Source organism: Pelosinus fermentans DSM 17108, from assembly GCF_000271485.2.
GTDB classification, from domain to species: Bacteria; Bacillota; Negativicutes; order DSM-13327; family DSM-13327; genus Pelosinus; species Pelosinus fermentans.
Genome location: NZ_AKVN02000001.1, coordinates 3,474,803 through 3,493,683 on the forward strand (window position 1 = coordinate 3,474,803; position 18,881 = coordinate 3,493,683).

The window sequence follows — 18,881 nt, forward strand, 5'->3', positions numbered from 1 at the left end:
ATAATGAAAAGTGAACTGTGTTGAAATGAAAGGGTGAAAAGTTTGCACTATGAGAAGAATTTAAAGCGAAAAGACCGAATTTATCAATTATTGAATAAAAATCTTGAAAAGCAAGAAATCCAAGAGACGGCACAGATCTTTAATTATGGTCTGCATGCCGGCAAAATTTCTACTGAGCTGCATATTGACCGCTCCAATGTCAGCAGAGAATTAAATCAACTGGTAAAAGAAACTTCTGTGATTAAAATCTCTGGCAAGCCAGTATTATATTTTTCAAGGAAAGTCATCGAGTGTCTTTTTCACGTAAAAATTTCACAATATGTATTTTATAGCAAAACCCTTTTTTTACAAATTCTAGATCCCCATGTTGATATAGTTACTTTGTCTGAGACAAAACAAAACAGATATTCCATGCCATCACTTCCAAAAAAAGATAAAATCGCAACAGAATCTTTTAAAAAGATTTTTGACACCCTTATCGGTACAGATTCCAGCTTAAAGAATCAAATCAAACAGGCTATCGCTGCCATCATCTACCCGCCTAACGGCCTGCATACTTTTTTGATGGGACCTACCGGTGTAGGTAAAACAACTTTTGCTGAGCTCATGTACCGTTATGCCGTCGCAATAGAAAAACTAAGATCAGATGCGCCTTATATCATCTTCAACTGCGCTGATTATGCAGGAAATTCTCAATTGCTTTTGTCTTATCTGTTCGGCCATGTCAAAGGTGCCTTTACCGGTGCTGACAAAGAAAAGCCAGGTTTAATCGACGCTGCTGATGGAGGCATTTTATTCTTAGATGAAGTTCACCGTCTTTCACCAGAAGGACAGGAGATGTTGTTTTCCTTGATGGATCGGGGAATTTTTCGCAGACTAGGTGAATCTGACAATCTTCATAAAGCCAATGTTCGCTTAATTTTAGCCACAACAGAAAATCCAGAAAAAGCGGTGTTAACAACCTTCTTGCGCAGAATTCCCTGTGTAATCAAAATCCCTAGTCTTTCCGAACGACCAATGAAGGAACGGATGCAACTCATTTGTGCCTTCTTCATCGAAGAATCAAAAAAAATAAAACTTCCAGTCACAGTATCAACAGAAGTTCTAAAGTTATTTTTATTATATGACTGTAAGGGAAACATCGGACAGTTGAGAAATGATATTCAAATTACCTGTGCTAATGCTTTTGTCGATTATCTCACCGAAAACAAAGATACAATCTATATCAAGCTCTCTCAGATGGCAAACCGATTCACAGAAGGTCTTTTTATAATGGATCAAAAACGTGAAGAGCTAGTTCAAAGTTTTGATTTGAATTCTATCGTTGACCTTACATTCAGTGCAGAAACGATAGAAGATGAAGACCCTTTAAAAAAAATCATATTTCACGATGATTATAAAACAGAAGAAGATTTTTATGAAAGCATCTTACACAATTCCAGAAAATATTTCGATGAAGGAAAATCTATTGCAGAAATTAAGAATAACATTAATTTACAGGTAGTAGAATATTTCAATAAATTTCCTCCACAAAAAATAAACAAAACGAATAACGAACATGATTCCATGTTATATAAAATTATCCAGGAAGAAGTAATAAATGTCGTCAGAGAAATTCTAGCTGAAGTTGCAGCAGATCTTAATATTTGTATTGATTCCAGGATTATTTACAGTTTGGCACTACATATAGAGACATTAATGGAACGGCTCAAAACTGGAGTTCATGTATATAATTCAAGTTTGCTAATGAATCAGACTCACCTAACGGATGAATATGAAATGTCATTAAGAATTAAAAACAAACTTGAAAAGAAACTTCATATAAAGATTCCAAATGAGGAAGCGGATTTCATTGCTATGTTCCTTTATGCCCTGAAGAATAGTGAACATCAGAATTATATCAGCGTCATTGTAATGACTCATGGAAATTCAACGGCAAGCAGCATGGCAAGCGTCGCAAATGAACTGCTCCAAACGGATCATATTAAAGCAATCGATATGCCCTTAAAAAAAACAGTAAATGATACCTTACAAAATGCTATTGAATTGGTACGGGACATCAGCCCTCAAAAAGGTGTATTACTCTTAGTAGATATGGGCTCTTTAGCGACCTTTTCCGAGTCAATTACGAAAGAAACAGGAATTTTAACAGATACGATAAAAATGGTAAGTACACCTATGGTGATTGAAGCGGCAAGAAAATCTATGATGCCAAACATGACATTGGAACTTCTAGTTGAAGAAGTAGAGAAAACCAGCATTTTCATTGGACAAAGTATGAGTATTTCGGCTAACAAAAGAAACAGCGGGATCGGCGCCAATAAAAATATTGCAACATCAGCCACTGAATTGGATTATTTTGACCATGACCATGATAAAATGATGACGCTGTTAGGTCGAGTACTTACTTTTTTAAATCCAGTGAAAGCTTATGATTTGCTCAATCAGGTATATACTGCTCTTTTGAAACAGTTAGAGATTGCACCTGACAGAGGACTAAAAATCAAATTTATGTTTCACAATATGGGTATGATTGAACGGCTTATATCAAAAGAAATATTTGAATATACAAAATTAAAAGATTTGAAAAAAAGGAAAAAATCGATTTTTATTACGATAAAAACCGAATATAAAATTATCGAAAATGCATTCGGCATCCATATTCCCGATAGCGAATTTGCCTATATTATAGAAATGCTGAGTCCCTATTATGAATAAACACAGGATACTGCCTTTAACCCAGCATAAAGCATCAGGCGGGATCGATCCATATTATGATCCTTTTTAATAAAGATAGTTCGCCTATCCGTTTTAGTATCATCAGAATTTTGTACAAAAAAAGGCTCTACAAGCAGGAAAATGCTGCAATGTTGAGCCTTTCTCTCTATCTATGGCAGATATCACAAATATTTTGCAACATCCATCTTATAGGTAAGTACTGCAGGAATCAGTCCAGCCAGGATACCAAATAAAGTACCGCCAATGATGATGTATATTTCTTCCAGAGTAACTCCTGATGTCAAAACAATTGCTGTTTTACTTTCCATAACCTTCACCAATCCTAAATAGATTCCATGTCCTGTTAGTATGCCAATCACGACGCCAAGAATCGTCAAAAGAGCACTTTCAGCCAGAATGACAGTAAAAATATCCCTGGCACTGGCTCCTAATGCCCGTAGGATAGACCGGTCCCGGGCACGTCCAAGAGCCGACCAATACACAGAAAGCGCCATAATCATTAATCCCATCACAATAATTACATAGGCGATACTCCTTAGCATCTGCTCCCCCTGCCCTAAGATACTAAATAGCTGAACAATAACCTGAGCAGGAAAAATCATCTGGGCTCCCTTTTCCTGCTGAAACTGCTGGTACAGGCGCATCGCTTCACTGTAGCCCTTGGGTTTTACCAGAATGGCAGTAACTTCATGTTCATGCTCGTGTTCATGTTCATGACTATCTTCAACAGCCTCTCCCTCATCCTTAGATTCATGCTTCTCATGTGCCAGCCAGATACTTTCAATCGGAACTAAAACAGCCTGATCATAGGGACCATTCACTGGCTGAAGTATACCCACAACCTGATACGCTTGGTCATGTGTATGGCCCCCAGGTATAAAACCATGAGCTGATTTAAACTCATCTCCTAGCTTTAGCCCCAGCTCCTGAGCAGCTTTTGCTCCGACAACAGCCTCAAATGGCACAGAAAAGGGACGTCCTGCCGCTAATTGCAGCCATTCTCCCTGACCAACCTTGGGTTCATGGGAAAAGATACCACTCCCGCTGCCTACTATGGTATATCCTTTATAGTTATCACCAAAGGCCAGTGGAATAGCCGAAGCCACTAGTGGATTCTCTGACAATTTTTCATAAATCTCATGACTCACATTGCCAATAGGCACATCCTTTAAAAAAACCGTATTTAAGACAAGCTGATTTGGGCTGCCTTTGGCCCCGACAATGAGGTCAAAAGGTTCTGTAGCTCTAACCAAGCCAGCATGAGTACCAGCGGATAGCAAGGTCACCACTGCCAGCATGGCGATGGTAGCAGCTACGATAAGTACGGTCAAGCCACTTTGAACCGGCTTTGCCAGCAAATTACGCCAGGCGATTAGAAGTCGCACTTCCAATCACCTCCTCTGGCTGTTTCCTTAGGGAACAAATTCGTTCAAATTGATTTATGATTTGTCTGTCATGAGTAGATACCACTAAGGTGCTGCCTGATTCTTTGGCAAACTGCCGCAGCATATCAAGTACCAGCAACCCATTATCCTGATCTAAACTGGCAGTTGGTTCGTCAGCCAAAATCAGGCTGGGCTTATTAATGACGGCTCTGGCAGCAGCCACTCGCTGTTGCTCTCCCATGCTGAGCTGGTGAGGAAACTTACCAAGTTTGTCGGATACCCCCACCTGGTCTAGCAATTGAATCGCCCATTGTCGCTGATCTTTCTTTGGAATCACATTTGCAAAACTCATAGCAACTAATAAATTATCCAAAACAGTTAGGCTGGAAAGAAGATTTAATTTCTGAAAAACGTAACCGACTGCCTTGGCCCGCCATGTATCCCGCCAAGTCTCCGGCATAGATGAAAGAACAATATCATTGAATTTTATCTCACCAGCAGTCGGTGTTAAGAGTCCTGAGATGAGATGTAACAGCGTAGTTTTTCCCGAACCGCTTGGACCAACCAATGCTATCTGCTCGCCAGTCTGTATCATAAGATGATCAACAGCAACAGCCGTTATTGTCTGCAAAACATCACGGTATTCTTTTCTAACCTGATTGAGTTCTAACATCTTCTCATCTCCATCCATTAATTAGCCTCTTCGATGTTATCGGCAACGATGCGCACCAAACTGACAAAACCAGTTTCCTCATCCATCTGATAACCTAATTCTAATTGCCCTGTCACGGTAATAGGTCGATCAAAAGGCAGTGCAGTGACCGCTTTTGAAAGCTTGATCAACACAATATCATCCGGCCAGTCAGCATCAGTTGAACAAAAAGGACAGATCGCCATAGGCACTTTTGTCAAAACAAAAAAGTTTAGCGTTGGTTTAAGAGGCGGTGCCATAAAGCCGCTTATTCGTACCTTTTTTCCTTTCAGACCTTCTAATTTCGGTGATAGCTCCAACCCCAGCGCCGAAGCACCACTATAAAATTCACTAAATTCAAGAGGGGCAGCTTCCTCACCAAACCATGGCAGCCATGCCGGGGCCGCTTGAGCACGAGTGCAGAACAGGGACGATTCATTCCGAATCGTCCCATTCTGCCCTAACCAGTTTAGTGGCACCCAGATTAACATCATAGCAATAATGACTCTGCTGATTCGTCTAGTTAATTTGTCCATATATTGCCTCCGGGTTATTTATTCATTTTTTTCGTTATTTCTTTTCTTTGCGACCGTCAAGTCCCAGGGCACGTACAATACCGTGAAACACTTCCGTATTATCCATAATACCCTTAAAGTAATCTGCCCCAGGACCTTCAGCTGTTAAGGGTACATCATCAGCGGAATGGACTTCTGACGGATCAGAAGCAGGAATATTACCCACTTTCAAATCCCCGCCTTGGGGAGCCCGTTTCGGATTGGCAATCGCTTTACCATCAGCCATAATAGCCGGTGAAGTAGGAACGTCCTGGAACTTTTCGTTCTCATAATAATCGGGATGATTGGCGAACTGAACTGCCAATGTTACATCCGGATTGGGATCGTCAGGAAAACCATCTCCGTCGGCATCAGCAAAAGTAGGCCAGCCAGCATTAGCATAAATGCGAACTGCTTCGCGGCCAGTTTTACCGTCTTTTTCATGGTAAGTGCCGGTAATGCTGGCGCCATGAGCATGATCCGCTACGACAATAATCAGCGTATCGCCATTCTTTTTGGCAAACTCTTTAGCAATGCCTACCGCTTTATCCATTTCGATCGTATCATAGGTAGCTCGCTGCCAGTCCATGGCATGAAGTTGTTTGTCAATCGAAGCGCCTTCTACCATGAGGAAAAAGCCCTTCTGATTCTTACTTAATACGTTAATGGCAGTCTTCGTCATGTCCATAAGAGTCGGCTGATCCGTGAATTTGCCGAGAACGGCGGGATTTTTGGTTACCTCACGGTCAATATATACATCCATGTTATCCAGCTGGAAAAGGCCAAGTAGTTTATCCGGTGTGCCAGCCTGTTTTAATTGCGTCTTATTCGTTGCGATAGGATATCCCTGCTCTTTAAATTCTTCTATTATATTGCGTTCATCGCTCCGTTTGGAACCTGGTACACTTTTCGGTAAAAAGTGACGAGAACCGCCTCCTAAAATAACATCCGGCCGATGCAATGGATTCAGCATTTCCTGCGCAATGAAATTCTGTTCACTTCGTTTGCGGGTATGAGCTAACATAGCTGCCGGAGTTGCATCCGTTATATTGGCAGTCGAGACAATACCAGTCGACATACCGCGAGTGCGTTTTACCAATTCAATAATATTTTCTACTTTGGGATCATCAAAAGGATCTTTGGTGCTGTCCGCATATACTCCCATAGCATTTACAGTACTTTTATGACCAGTAGCATAGGCTGAAGCACTGTTGGCGGAATCCGTTACCAATGAATCATTACCTGATGTTGTGATTAAAGCCAAATTTGACATTTTTTCCATTTCAAGAAGGTCATTATATTTGCCTTCGGTAATACCTTTAGAAAGAATACGGGCCATTTGCCTTGCCTGCAGACTCATTCCATCTCCTACAAAAAGGATGACATTTTTCGCAGGTTTTTTAATCTTATCAGCAGGAACCTCGTAGTTTACGGTACGTTTTTCGGTACCTTTTTCGGTTTTCACGGTCACTGTCACAGTTACTTTTCCCGTTTGCGGAAAAGCAACTTCGTTAATGCGGTACGTACTCATGTTGTCAAACTTAACAACTGCTTGCTTGCCAAAGAACGTTTCAGCTTCTTTACCATTTACCAGAACTTCAATAGCCCTGGCAGGAGCATCTGTTTTTGCTTCAATGGCAAAATCAAATTTTTGACCGACAAGAAATTTTGCCCGGTCAATGGGCATAATGTTGATGTTTGGTACTTTTGGCGCACTGTAAGCAGCATAGGATACTGTTACGCCAGACATAAGAGATGTTGCTACCAGCAGTGCCACTAACAATCGAAAACACCGTGACAGGCATAAAACAGACATTTTAGGATTATACACAAGACACCTCCAACATATTTTATATTTGACAGGCTCGGTCCTTGCTCTCATTATGGCACTAAATTAGGTACAAAGGATTAATAATTTGTTAACGTTGTGTTAAAGTATTCCATTTACATTTTTCCAGATTTGCGTACTTAAAAGGACTGCTCTTTACAGAACAGCCCTTTTTCTTATATTTTCAGATTTATTTGTCATCTATTAAGAAATTGATTAAATCACCTTCCAGTTTCTATATTTTACGATAATCTCATGCTAATGTCAGCTGTCTTTACCGAATGAGTCAGCTCACCGCTTGAAATAATATCCACTCCAGCAGCAGCCAGCTCTGCTATTCTTTCTAAAACCACATTTCCTGAAACTTCAACCAAAGCTTTCCCATCGACCATCTTTACAGCCTGCTCGATCATCCGAATGTGCATATTATCCAGCATAATAATGTCTGCACCCACTGACAAAGCTTCTTCTACCTGCTGCAAATCTTCAACTTCTACTTCTATTTTTCTAAAAAATGCACCTTGACTGCGCACACGTTGTACTGCAATAGCAATACCTCCTGCAGCCTGAATATGATTATCTTTTATTAGTACCATAGAGTCCAATCCATAGCGGTGATTTTTCCCACCGCCAACCGTTACAGCATATTTCTCCAACATACGTAAGCCAGGCGTAGTTTTACGTGTATCCACGATAACTGCAGGAAAATCCTTTACAGCTTCGACATAACGCCTAGTATGAGTTGCGATTCCCGACATTCGCTGCAGCAAATTAAGAGCAACTCGTTCTCCCGCTAATAAGGAACGAGTATTTCCTGCCAGACTTGCTATTTTCTCTCCTGCTGGAATTGCAGTACCGTCGGCATGACAGGGATTAATCTGGATCTGAGAATCCAGTAAGGCAAAAACTTGAGCAAATACCTGCATTCCTGCTAAAATGAGATTTTGCTTCGCCAGAAGAAACCCTTGGGATATATGGTCCTCAGGGAAAATCGCTTCACTGGTAATATCACCAAAGCCAATATCTTCCAATAAAGACCTGCGCAGCAGATCATCTAATGCTAACTTGTTCATGTAAAACACTCCCTTTTCCCCATTGCTGGACCACATGCTTAGAAAAATCTGCATCTTTTTTTTCAGGGTAATCCTCGCGGTAATGCGTCCCTCTGCTCTCACACCGCAGCAACGCTGCTTTTAGTACTAATTCCGCCAACTGACAAGCATTATACCCATGATACTCCTGAATACTAGTAACATAAGAACTATCTCTATTTTCTTCTTGCTGTAACACCTTCAGCGCTGAACACATAGACTCACCTTTGCGTACTACTCCTGCTACTTTATCTAAAGTGATTCCTAACTTCTTAGTATCACACCAATGACGCAATATTGTGCCGTCAATCATGGCTTTCCTGCGAATTAGGGAATGGATGGCAGGAAATCCTTGATTTATAGCCTGAGCCACTCTCCGTCCAAAGACAACGCCCTCCAGCAGTGAATTGCTGGCAAGCCGGTTTGCACCATGCAAACCTGTAGCTGCCACTTCCCCACAGGCAAACAAACATGGCAATGTCGTCTGCCCCCAAAGATTCGTAGCGATACCGCCAATGGTATAATGAGCTGCTGGTGCTATGGGTATTAAATCTTTTTCCATATAATAACCATTTCCCAGCAATTCCCCATAGACCTGCCGAAAGCGATCTATTAAAAATTCTTTTCCAAGATGCCGGGCATCTAGGAATACAACCTCTTGCTTAACAGACTGCAACTCGGTAACAATGGCGCGAGAAACTTCATCCCGGGGAGCCAGTTCACCGTCCCCATGATAAGAAAACATAAATCGTTCCCCTGCTGCATTACGCAGTATGGCCCCTTCCCCTCGAAGCGCTTCTGTTAATAAAAATATATCCCCTGATAATGTGGCAAAGGACGTCGGATGAAACTGGACAAATTCCATATCCGCAATGGCAGCTCCGGCTCGATATGCCGCAGCAATTCCATCACCATTTGCCGTGATGCTATTGGTAGAACGGGCAAATAAGCCGCTATAACCACCAGTAGCCATTACGACAGCATAGGCACGAAGTGTAACTAATTTTTCAGAATGTAGAACAATACAACCATAACACTGATCATTCTGCGTTAAAAGATCGACTACAAAACAATGATCAAGCATCTCTATATTTTCCTGCATTTGAATTTGTTTTGCCATCGTCTCTGCAATATGCCGCCCTGTTGAATCATAGTAATGTACAATTCGGTGGTGAGAATGCCCTGCTTCTTTACCCAAATACAGCCCGTCTTCCCCCCGGTTAAAATCAGCACCTAAAGACTGCAAGAAATCCAGTGAATTCGGCGCTTCTCTTATTGTGGTCTCCACTGCTGGTTCATGGCACAAACCTCTGCCTACCCGCAGTGTATCAGCAATGTGCTCTTCTAAGCTGTCATCAGCCCCTAAAGAAATCGCCATCCCTCCTTGGGCTTTATAAGTGCTGCTTTCCTCAAGATGTTCCTTACTAACAAGGGCTACCTTAAGCTTCGGATCTAAAGACAGGGCAACTGTCATGCCTGCAATTCCTGCACCAATAATGATAACATCATAATTTATGTCATCCAACTCAGCAATATTTATCTCAGGTGATACAATATAGCTTCGTTCTGCCATTACACTACCTCCAGCATTTTTTGCAATGTGATCTGTGCCCGTAAAGCATATTCCGACTCCACATGAATTTCATATTGCTGATCATTTAATGCTCGATAGATACTTTCCAGTCTAGTCTTTTTCATATTAGGACATATCAACCCCGGATGCAGTAAGAAAAAATGCTTGCTAGGCAAAGTCTCTTTGAGGGTACATACAACTCCCATTTCTGTGCCAATCACAAATGTGCTTTCCTCAGAGAGTTGTGCATAACGAATAATCTCGGATGTACTGCCAACAAAGTCAGCTAAAGCAGCTACTGCCGGATTGCACTCCGGATGAATTAAAATTTTTGCTGTAGGATATAATTCTCGAACCTGATGTACATCTTTAGGTTGTACTTTAGCATGGGTAACACAGTGACCTTTCCAAAGAATTAACTCCTTGTCCGGCACTTGTTTGGCAACATAATCGCCCAAATTCTCATCGGGAACGAAAATAACCTTACGATCAGGCAGAGAGGCAACAATTTTAACTGCATTAGCCGAAGTGCAGCATATATCACTCTCGGCCTTTACCTCTGCCGATGAATTAATATAGCAGACGACCGGTACACCAGGATGCTCAGATTTTAAAATACGTAAGCCTTCTGCTGTAATCATTTCTGCTAATGGACAGCCAGCATCCTTTTCTGGTAATAATACAGTTTTTGTTGGCGATACGATTTTGGCTGTTTCCGCCATAAAGCGAACACCACAAAACACAATTACATCCTGTTGGCTGTTAGCTGCCAATTTACTTAAATAAAAAGAATCTCCGACATAGTCTGCAACCTTTTGCACCTCTTCTAATTGATAATTATGTGCTAAAATCACCGCATTGCGTTCTTGTTTCAAACGCTGAATCTCCCTTGTTAACTCCAGCAATATTTTCACTCCTTATTCCCTAATTTATAATCTTCCTCTGTACTTCTTTCCATTTTAAAAACTAGATTCATTCTTACTATACCTACGATTTACTCAGTGACTAATTTCAAAGTCAGCCATTCGTCCAGATTAAGTCTTCTTCAACTCATTGTAAGCTATCGTCTTCACTTATGTCAATGCAGGTGTAAAGACACCACTGCCAAAAAAAAATATCTTGATACTCGAAAAAAGCCCCATACATCTAGAATCGTTTCTAATCGATTTTAAATGTATGGGGTCTTTTGATTGATAAGCAATTTGTCTATACAGTGTAATATACTATTTATTCTTAACAGATTACATTTCCGTCTCACAATCGCATAAAAATTTAAGTCGTTCCATCTTAAAATTTGCATTTGCCAGAATTTCCGGCCAAATCGTCACCATTTGGTAAATTTTATATTGGTTCTCCTTAGGCAGACTATTCCACTTGACAAGGGTTGGATCTGTTTTTTTCGTCTTGTCTTTTACATTCCCCTTTTTCCAGCCAGCCCCTTTACGATAGCGGCACCAGTGAGTATGTTCATATGCAGCAAGCATATCCAATTCTCTTTGTGTAAACTCTACAATAGGTGGAGTTTCCTTAACAGAAATAACATCATAGTTAATTGTCAGCAAAGCATTGGGAATATTTCTTGCCTGATTACGAGCAGATTCTTTAAGATCTTCATCAAGATCTTCCCATTTTTTTAGTAATTCAGAATCTACATTTGTATGATGATGATTGAGTTCTCTATATTTCTCATGAATGGCAATCGCCAGACTTTCAATTTTCTCACTAAAAAAAGTATCATGCATCAAGTGGCGCAGGAATTCCTCTTCATCAACATGTAATCTCAGCTGCTCTTGGGACGGCAAGTATGATTGTTCCCATTTTTTTGCATTGGTGAGCAGACTCATTTCCAGTATGGCTTCCATTGATCTTGATTCATGCTTATACCTTGGAATTTTAAGCATTGCCCGCAATACTCCATTATCAATTTGGGCTTCGCCTTTATCTTTAATAAGGTGAGGCACCTTTCTCTCTAACAGGGCACGCAGCAGCATCGCCCGGCGAATAATAAACAATTGATCGTTGTGCTGATTGGTCTGATTGGGACCCAATATATTGACATAGCCTCTTAAGCGGCTTAAGAAATCCGGCCCCTTTGCCCCTTTGAAATCTAGTAAAAATCGTTTACGTTCCTCTTCATCTTCAATATCTTCACCACAAAAGTCTTGGAGAGTACTGCTTGTGCCGCCAGCAAATACAAAGATCGCTTTACCAATCGAATGAAGAGAGTCCCCTTCCCTAAATACACCATCCTGCATAGGTGCTAAAAAGTATTTTAGCCAGCCCAGTTTTTCTCCAAAAGGAGAATCAAATTCATCAAAAAATACGAGGGGAAGCTTACCTTCCAAACACACATCCCTTACCTTGTGAAAGGCATTGATTAACTCTAAGGGAGTGCTTAGCTGGGATAGATTAAAATTCAGTTTCTTAATGAGCCTGGGTGCAATACTGGAGGCGATTTCTGTTACGCCAAAGGACTTTCCTGACCCGGGAGTTCCAAAGACTGCCATACATAGCGGACGAGGTGCATTATTCGTAGAAATATACTCCGTCATTAGGTTCTTAATACTTCTGTAACTTTCAATTTCTCCCCTATCCACAGTTTGTAAATTTCCAAACTGGGCAATCGGTATAAATTTAAGCGCATGTTGTACACCATTTTTGACAATGTTATATGCAATTTCTGCCAAGTTGGTTGAGCTGTTATCTTTGAGTATATACCAGCAAGATTGGCAGCTGACATTGTCTGCAAGCCGTATGACTACATCTTGTACATGTTCTTTATATATAAAGTCATCTTCGCCTTCTAAGAAGATGTCAGGATTAGGAAAGGGAGCAACTCCCATATTTTTACCGAACCCTTCGATAAAGTATTTCTGCGCAGCAACAATTCCTTCCCGTATTCCTTCACCTATTGACGCCGCCAACTCTTCGTTATTCTCATGCCCCATCACAATGCTGCGTGCAATTCCAGACACAAAGCATGAAGTAAAACCAGACATTTTTCCTTGACTATCTGTAATAAATTCTCCTTCAAACTCGTAAGGCAAAAAATACAAACACGATTCAGGCACACTCTCATTTTTATAATAAATGGCACCTTCCAGACCAAAAAGAACAACAAGGTGACGGCATTGCGTCAAAAAAGCAAGATTCGGACTATTGTTAATCTGCCACACGAAATCCTGTGCAGTCCTTTCCCATGAAAGACTTCTGCTAATGTTAACCCCTTTTGAACGTAAATCATCACTATTGATAATAACGATCGTTCTATCCATATGATTCTTCTCGAGATTTTTCCAAAGAAGAGTTGTATTGATTGGGTTACTCATTTTATATAAAATAGTTGGTGACTTATCAGGCATTTTTAAGGCTAGGGGCCAAAACTCTTCATTCGAATGATATCCGTTATTTTCATCATCAATAATAACCATCTCAGCATTTGCGTCATCATTGGCAATTGGCAGCAATTTAGGTACGCCAGAAGCCGGTCCTGCAAACCCCAGTAGACGTTTCACTCTGTACACTTTATCATTATTCTTTTTATTACCAAACACAGGAAACAGTTCTACTTCTGCCATTGCTCTTAGATATTCCTTTGATGCAATCGATTCAAGGTCATGTATGTGAGGAGAGAGTACACAAGACCCTGTTGCTAACGTTACTAGCTTCGCTAATAACAGTGCTTCACCGGGCATTAAAACACTATGTATGTTTAAACTGTTTTGCCAATTCAGCCCTTTACTATTTTGAGGATCTGTAGTCCAATATAGAGAGTTTATGCATATATCTCCAGAAATAACAATTTTTAAATTATTACATTGCATAGTCATTGCTCCTTGCAAGGTTATTTTTCTGCCCTTAGCTGGGCACAAATAGTCTATAGAAGGACTTATGTATCCGATAAATACATTATATGTTAATTATTATAGAGTATCCACTTATTTCGCATACATGAAAGACACTATTTGCATAATCAGCAAATAGTGTCTTTTATCGTATACGATATAATTCATTTAACCTTGCTAAAGGTTTGTTTTCCCTCTTACTGGTATTGAACAATCTCGAATTCACATCCATTAACCTTTACCAAGAATGTACTGGTGAATCGCATAGGCAACACCATCTTCATTATTAGACAGCGTCACATACTTCGCAGCCTGCTTCACTTGTTCTTCCGCATTGGCTACCGCTATTGGATAACCTGCCAGTTCCATCATGCTGATATCGTTATAATTATCACCAAATACCACTGTTTTAGCAAGATCAATGTCATATTTTTCAGTAAAAACCCGCAGCGCCTCTCCTTTGGAAGTACATTGCGCCATTATATCCAGACCATTTTTCTCAGATGAAACAATGGTAAGTCCTCCATCCGGGTTATGAAGCTGTACAAATTCATCGATCTGACTTGCATTAAGTTTCCATATAAATAATTTCAATAACTTTCCCAGAGGCATAGCATCAGGTTGAGTCATCTCTTTTAACGGTACCCGCAAGGCGGGCTGTACCTTTGCATTATATTGGTGAAACACAGCAACTCGTTCACTATTTTTCTGATGATAAATACAATCATAACTACTGACAGTAAAATCATAACCCTTTGCCATGCAATATTCAATGATTTTACGGTCAGTTGGTGAAGGAAGATGCTTACTATAAAGGACCTCTCCCGTATCTTGCCAGCGTACCAAGCCACCATTACAAGAAATAATCGGCGTGGATATCCCCAATTGACGGGCTATGTCTTTAACATAAAGATCATTTCGTCCAGTAGCCAACACCACAATAACCCCACGTTCCTGTAATATGCGTATGGCACTGATGTTTGCATCGCTAAGCGTCATCGATGAATGGAGAAGTGTGCCATCCAAATCACATACGCAGCATTCAACATTCATATCATTTCTCCTTCAAATAGGTTTCAGGTTTTACGTCTTCTGCGCTTATAATGTCATTTATTTATAACAGGAAGTGTACTTAGAAAATAGCAGGTTTCAGAATCAGGAACCTCTACCCTCAGAGTAATCGCAGCATAATCTACAATATTTTTTAATTGCTGAAAATCGATCTGTCTCTCGCTTTTAATCTGTTCACTCCAATCCGGAGGCTGCAATGCTTCACCAGCATGAATACGGTCAAACAGGCAGCATGCAAATAAATGCGAACGATGGCATCTTGTGATATTTTCCCATTGAAAAAATAATGTTCAATTTTTTCAACTAACTCTTCACAACAAGCTTTAACTTGATTTACCGATAATGTCTTTACAAATTTATTAAGTTGCCCAGCGACTAATGCATATGCCTCGCCCTTTGCATATTCATCCAGACTTATCTGATTTTCTTCTATTAAGTCCAACTTTAGCAAGGCACAAATACGATTAATGCCATCTTGTGAAAATAATTCGCTGACATGAACAAAAGGTATCCCTTCTAACTTTGGATCAATACTGCCAATAGCAATTCGCAAATTCTCTCCAACCTCTGCAGCCATCCCTTGTATGTCGCTCATGGCCCCCGCCGTAATAAAGTTCATATTGTGAGTTTCCGGAATATTGTCAAGCAATATTTCTTTAATTTTTTTAGCTACCCCTTCCCCGCTGGAGCAAGTCACTAAAATAATTCCTTTACCGTCTTTACCATCAACCTTAGACTGTCTTTTCTGCCTTAAGGTCAACGTATATTCATCATATGAGGTGTAAATATTAGTTACTGCCTGTTCTAGATTATCATCGGTTGTTAATACTCGTCTTCCTGCTTCCAAGACCAATGCAGTAGTAACATTAGGAATAATTTTTAGGGGAACACGAGTCGCCTTGGCAAGCATATTCTCCATTGTAACTAAGAAACCCATGTCAACCAGAATAATAACTCCGCGACCTTCATTGGCCTTTAATACAACCTCTTGTAATTCTTCCACCGTTTTTGAATTACTTTTATTTAAGGGAATATCATAGGATTTCACATGATCTGTACCTAATAAGTTATTAGCTACTTCCGCCATATTTTGCGCAGTTCCCCGACCATGAGCCACAATAATCAAACCGATTCTGGATGTGGCGATATCATCAGAGCCATGAATTAAAAACATGGCGATAAAACCAATCTCATCAGGAGACATCGTGATACCGAGCTTTCTTGTTAAAACTGCAACATTATCCTGTACTATGCTGTATGCCTGCCCATGCTCCGCTTTGATGGCTTTAAGATTGGGATTATAAACCACACGCCCTGACGCGACCCGTTCCTTAAATTGCTGCAAGTGCAGTGCTAAGGCCACTAATGTCTTTCGTCCATATTTCCGATTCAGCTTACCTGCTGCATCATTTAAAAGCAAATTTGCAGCTTCCCAGAAATTTTGCTGAATAATACTGATTGGCATATCGGAATGTTCAGGCTTGAAAAATGCCTGGACAACTGATTCAAAATATTTTTCTAAATCTTTTCCAACCTGATGTTCAACGTCTTCATCCGACATTTGCATCTGCCGGTGACTGGCAATTTTCTTATCAATAAAGCTGTAAAGGTCAATGGGCAAATCATAATTATTGGATAAATTTTGCGTTAAAGGCTGCCCTCCAGGTTCAACAGCAAGACCATCTTTAAAGAGTTTATTAATGGAAGCATCAATCACCTCTTGATGTCTGACCATTGAAAATATCCGTTGTGGTATCACATTCGTATCAATGGTTAGCTTATCCACTGCTGACGCCAAATAGGATAAATAGCTTCTTGCACAACATAATTGCAAATCATTGCGCAATTCACCAATATTGGCCGGGCAATTATAATATGTAAAGGTACGTAAAGCTTCCCCTGAAATCCAGATTGGCAAATCTAAACGTATGGCTTCTTGTTTTACAAACAGAACAATTAAAGCAATTCTTTCTTTTACCGGCCTTTCGCTAATTCTGGGCAAGGTAATTTGTACTGGTATACGACGCCGAAATGTCATCAACAATGAACTGGAAATATCCTCTGAAGTTGCGCAGATCAGCATTACTTGTGCTTTTCGCTCTTCTCGGCTCTCACCAAGTCTCCGATAGATTCCCTTGTCCACTAACGTAAAGAGCAGTTCCTGCCCCGCTGGAGGAAGCCTATGTATCTCATCTAAAAACAGGATGCCACCGCTTGCACGATCCACCAGCCCCTCGTGCTCTTCATTAGCACCTGTAAAAGCACCTTTGACATACCCAAAGAGTTGGGAAAGCAACAGTTGGGAATTATCCGCATAATCAGCACAACTAAAGGTAACAAAAGGAACCTTTGCATTCTCCTGTCCTCTTTGCGACCATATTTGAGCTGCATACCGCCACATTGCTTCCGCCATTAAGCTTTTGCCAACACCACTTTCACCGCAAATCAAAGTATGCAGACCATTAGGCGGATATACTACAGCGGCTTTCGCCAGCTCAATTTGAGCCTTGATACTGCCTTTACTTCCAATGATATTCGAAAAAGGAATCTCATGGTTTGCATTGTTATCCTTATTTTCTGAATTTTTCATACCTGAGGCTTGCGATTCTTTAGCCTGATTTTTTCTATTCCTAATTGAAACGTACATGACTGGCCGTGTACCATTTTTTTCAACATAACCTAATTTACATAATTTATTAAGATCTGCCGAGGCATCGCTGCGTTGAATTTCTAACTCCGCGGCAACGGCAGCAGCACTTACACCTGCTGTTTTGTCCTTTTCGCTACCTTCTTTTGTGATACGTTCCACATATTCCAGTACCCTATCCATTCTAGCAGCCATTACTTTCACTCCTTACCTAAAAGACGCAAATTACGATACTGCTCTTTTTCCTTTGGCCCGGATGATCGATCTCTTTGCAATTTCTCTTCTAATACTATAATAATGGCTGCCAACAATCAATGCTAACATCAACCATTGGCAACCATTCATACGTGCAGCCTATGCTCCAACCAAAGGCACTCCATACTCATGAGCAATGTCCTTTAATTCCGCAAGTAATTTGTTAGGAATTTCAATTCCTTTTACTAATAAACTTTTTTCTAAAATCTGCTCTCGTTCTCCCGGCAAATATATTTCACCAACACCAGCAGCTTTTTCGACAGCCTTGATTTCCTCACAAAATTTTTCAGTACGTTCATAATAGTCGGCCATGCTGATAAACCCATCGATTTTTATCACAATAATAAGATGTCCAACGTCAGCCTGATTATGTGTACCGCTATAGGATGCAACATCTTTGCCAAAAGCAGCTCCAGTCAGTACGCCGCTTAAATGATCAACAGCAAGTGCTAATGCGTAGCCTTTAGGTCCAGCCATTGGCAAAATCATCCCCAGCAGTGCTTCTTCCGCATTCGTGGTCGGACGCCCTTCTTTATCCAGTGCCCAGCCTTCTGGAATCGATAGCCCCTGTTTTGCAGCTGTAATAATTTTTCCTCTTGCAACAATACTAGTGGCTAAATCAATTATAACTGGATTTTTTGCTAACCGGGGAAACCCTATAGCAATAGGATTTGTACCTAGATAAGCTTCCTTGCCGCCCCAAGGGGGAATTGCCGATAACGCATTTGTGAAAACAATGGCAAGGTAATTACGCTTAGCTGCCAAATCACAATAAAATCCTGCCGTGCCAAAATGATTGCTTCCTCTGACGCCCACAGCACACAAGCCAAAGCTGTCTGCTGCTTTTATTGCCGCTTCCATCGCCTTGACCGCAACCACCGAACCGAGCCCATTATCACCATCCACGGCAAGTAGTGCAGGCCAAAGTTTGTTAATGGTAATAGCAGGCCGAGAATTGATCGATCCATCCTTTATTCTCATAAGATATCGGGGAAAACGGCTGATCCCATGTGTTCCAACACCCCACAAATCAGCTTTTAAAAGATTGTCAGCAACAATTTCACTGTCTGCAATAGGCACACCAGCTTTCACCAGTACCTGTACAACAAATTGATGCAGTGAACTAACAGAAAATATATTTTGCTCGCTGCTCATACAATAATCTCCCCTTAACTCTACTCAATTATGAATCCGCATGGTAG

General features: G+C 40.6%; 12 protein-coding genes. 1 reads left to right on the forward strand and 11 read right to left on the reverse strand.

What is annotated here, in order from left to right; translation table 11 throughout:
- Positions 1-33 precede the first annotated feature (33 nt).
- Positions 34-2,718, forward strand: coding sequence for a sigma-54-dependent transcriptional regulator (locus FR7_RS16135; protein ID WP_237714836.1), 2,685 nt, complete (start codon positions 34-36; stop codon positions 2,716-2,718).
- 182 nt (positions 2,719-2,900) lie between these two features.
- Here the strand turns inward: FR7_RS16135 and FR7_RS16140 are convergent, their stop codons facing one another.
- The 11 genes from FR7_RS16140 to FR7_RS16190 all read right to left on the reverse strand — a co-directional run bounded on the left by FR7_RS16140 (position 2,901) and on the right by FR7_RS16190 (position 18,834).
- On the reverse strand, positions 2,901-4,124 hold the full coding sequence (locus tag FR7_RS16140) for an ABC transporter permease (protein ID WP_007933301.1): 1,224 nt from the start codon (positions 4,122-4,124) through the stop codon (positions 2,901-2,903).
- Positions 4,099-4,815, reverse strand: coding sequence for an ABC transporter ATP-binding protein (locus FR7_RS16145; RefSeq protein ID WP_007933303.1), 717 nt, complete (start codon positions 4,813-4,815; stop codon positions 4,099-4,101). Before FR7_RS16145 ends, FR7_RS16140 begins: the two co-directional genes overlap by 26 nt.
- On the reverse strand, positions 4,815-5,351 hold the full coding sequence (locus FR7_RS16150; RefSeq protein WP_007933305.1) for a hypothetical protein: 537 nt from the start codon (positions 5,349-5,351) through the stop codon (positions 4,815-4,817). The genes FR7_RS16145 and FR7_RS16150 overlap by 1 nt, the downstream gene beginning before the upstream one ends.
- 34 nt (positions 5,352-5,385) lie before the next feature.
- Positions 5,386-7,200 carry an alkaline phosphatase gene (locus FR7_RS16155; protein WP_007933306.1) on the reverse strand — a complete coding sequence of 605 codons (1,815 nt, stop codon included), beginning with the start codon at positions 7,198-7,200 and terminating at the stop codon, positions 5,386-5,388.
- A gap of 239 nt (positions 7,201-7,439) precedes the next feature.
- Positions 7,440-8,270: a carboxylating nicotinate-nucleotide diphosphorylase gene (nadC, locus tag FR7_RS16160; RefSeq protein ID WP_007933308.1), complete on the reverse strand. Its 831-nt coding sequence runs from the start codon at positions 8,268-8,270 to the stop codon at positions 7,440-7,442.
- The gene (nadB, locus tag FR7_RS16165; protein WP_007933310.1) at positions 8,248-9,861 is read right to left on the reverse strand and encodes an L-aspartate oxidase; all 1,614 of its coding nucleotides are present in this window, start codon (positions 9,859-9,861) and stop codon (positions 8,248-8,250) included. Before nadB ends, nadC begins: the two co-directional genes overlap by 23 nt.
- A complete protein-coding gene (nadA, locus tag FR7_RS16170; RefSeq protein ID WP_007933318.1) occupies positions 9,861-10,766 on the reverse strand; it encodes a quinolinate synthase NadA in 906 nt (301 codons plus the stop codon). The genes nadB and nadA overlap by 1 nt, the downstream gene beginning before the upstream one ends.
- A 336-nt stretch (positions 10,767-11,102) precedes the next feature.
- Positions 11,103-13,685 carry a RyR domain-containing protein gene (locus tag FR7_RS16175; protein WP_007933319.1) on the reverse strand — a complete coding sequence of 861 codons (2,583 nt, stop codon included), beginning with the start codon at positions 13,683-13,685 and terminating at the stop codon, positions 11,103-11,105.
- A 252-nt stretch (positions 13,686-13,937) separates the two neighbouring features.
- Positions 13,938-14,759, reverse strand: a complete 822-nt coding sequence (locus tag FR7_RS16180; protein WP_007933320.1) for an HAD family hydrolase — start codon at positions 14,757-14,759, stop codon at positions 13,938-13,940.
- A gap of 151 nt (positions 14,760-14,910) precedes the next feature.
- The gene (locus tag FR7_RS16185) at positions 14,911-17,619 is read right to left on the reverse strand and encodes a sigma-54-dependent transcriptional regulator (protein WP_007933321.1); all 2,709 of its coding nucleotides are present in this window, start codon (positions 17,617-17,619) and stop codon (positions 14,911-14,913) included.
- A gap of 159 nt (positions 17,620-17,778) precedes the next feature.
- Positions 17,779-18,834: an Ldh family oxidoreductase gene (locus tag FR7_RS16190; protein WP_007933322.1), complete on the reverse strand. Its 1,056-nt coding sequence runs from the start codon at positions 18,832-18,834 to the stop codon at positions 17,779-17,781.
- Positions 18,835-18,881: the final 47 nt, after the last annotated feature.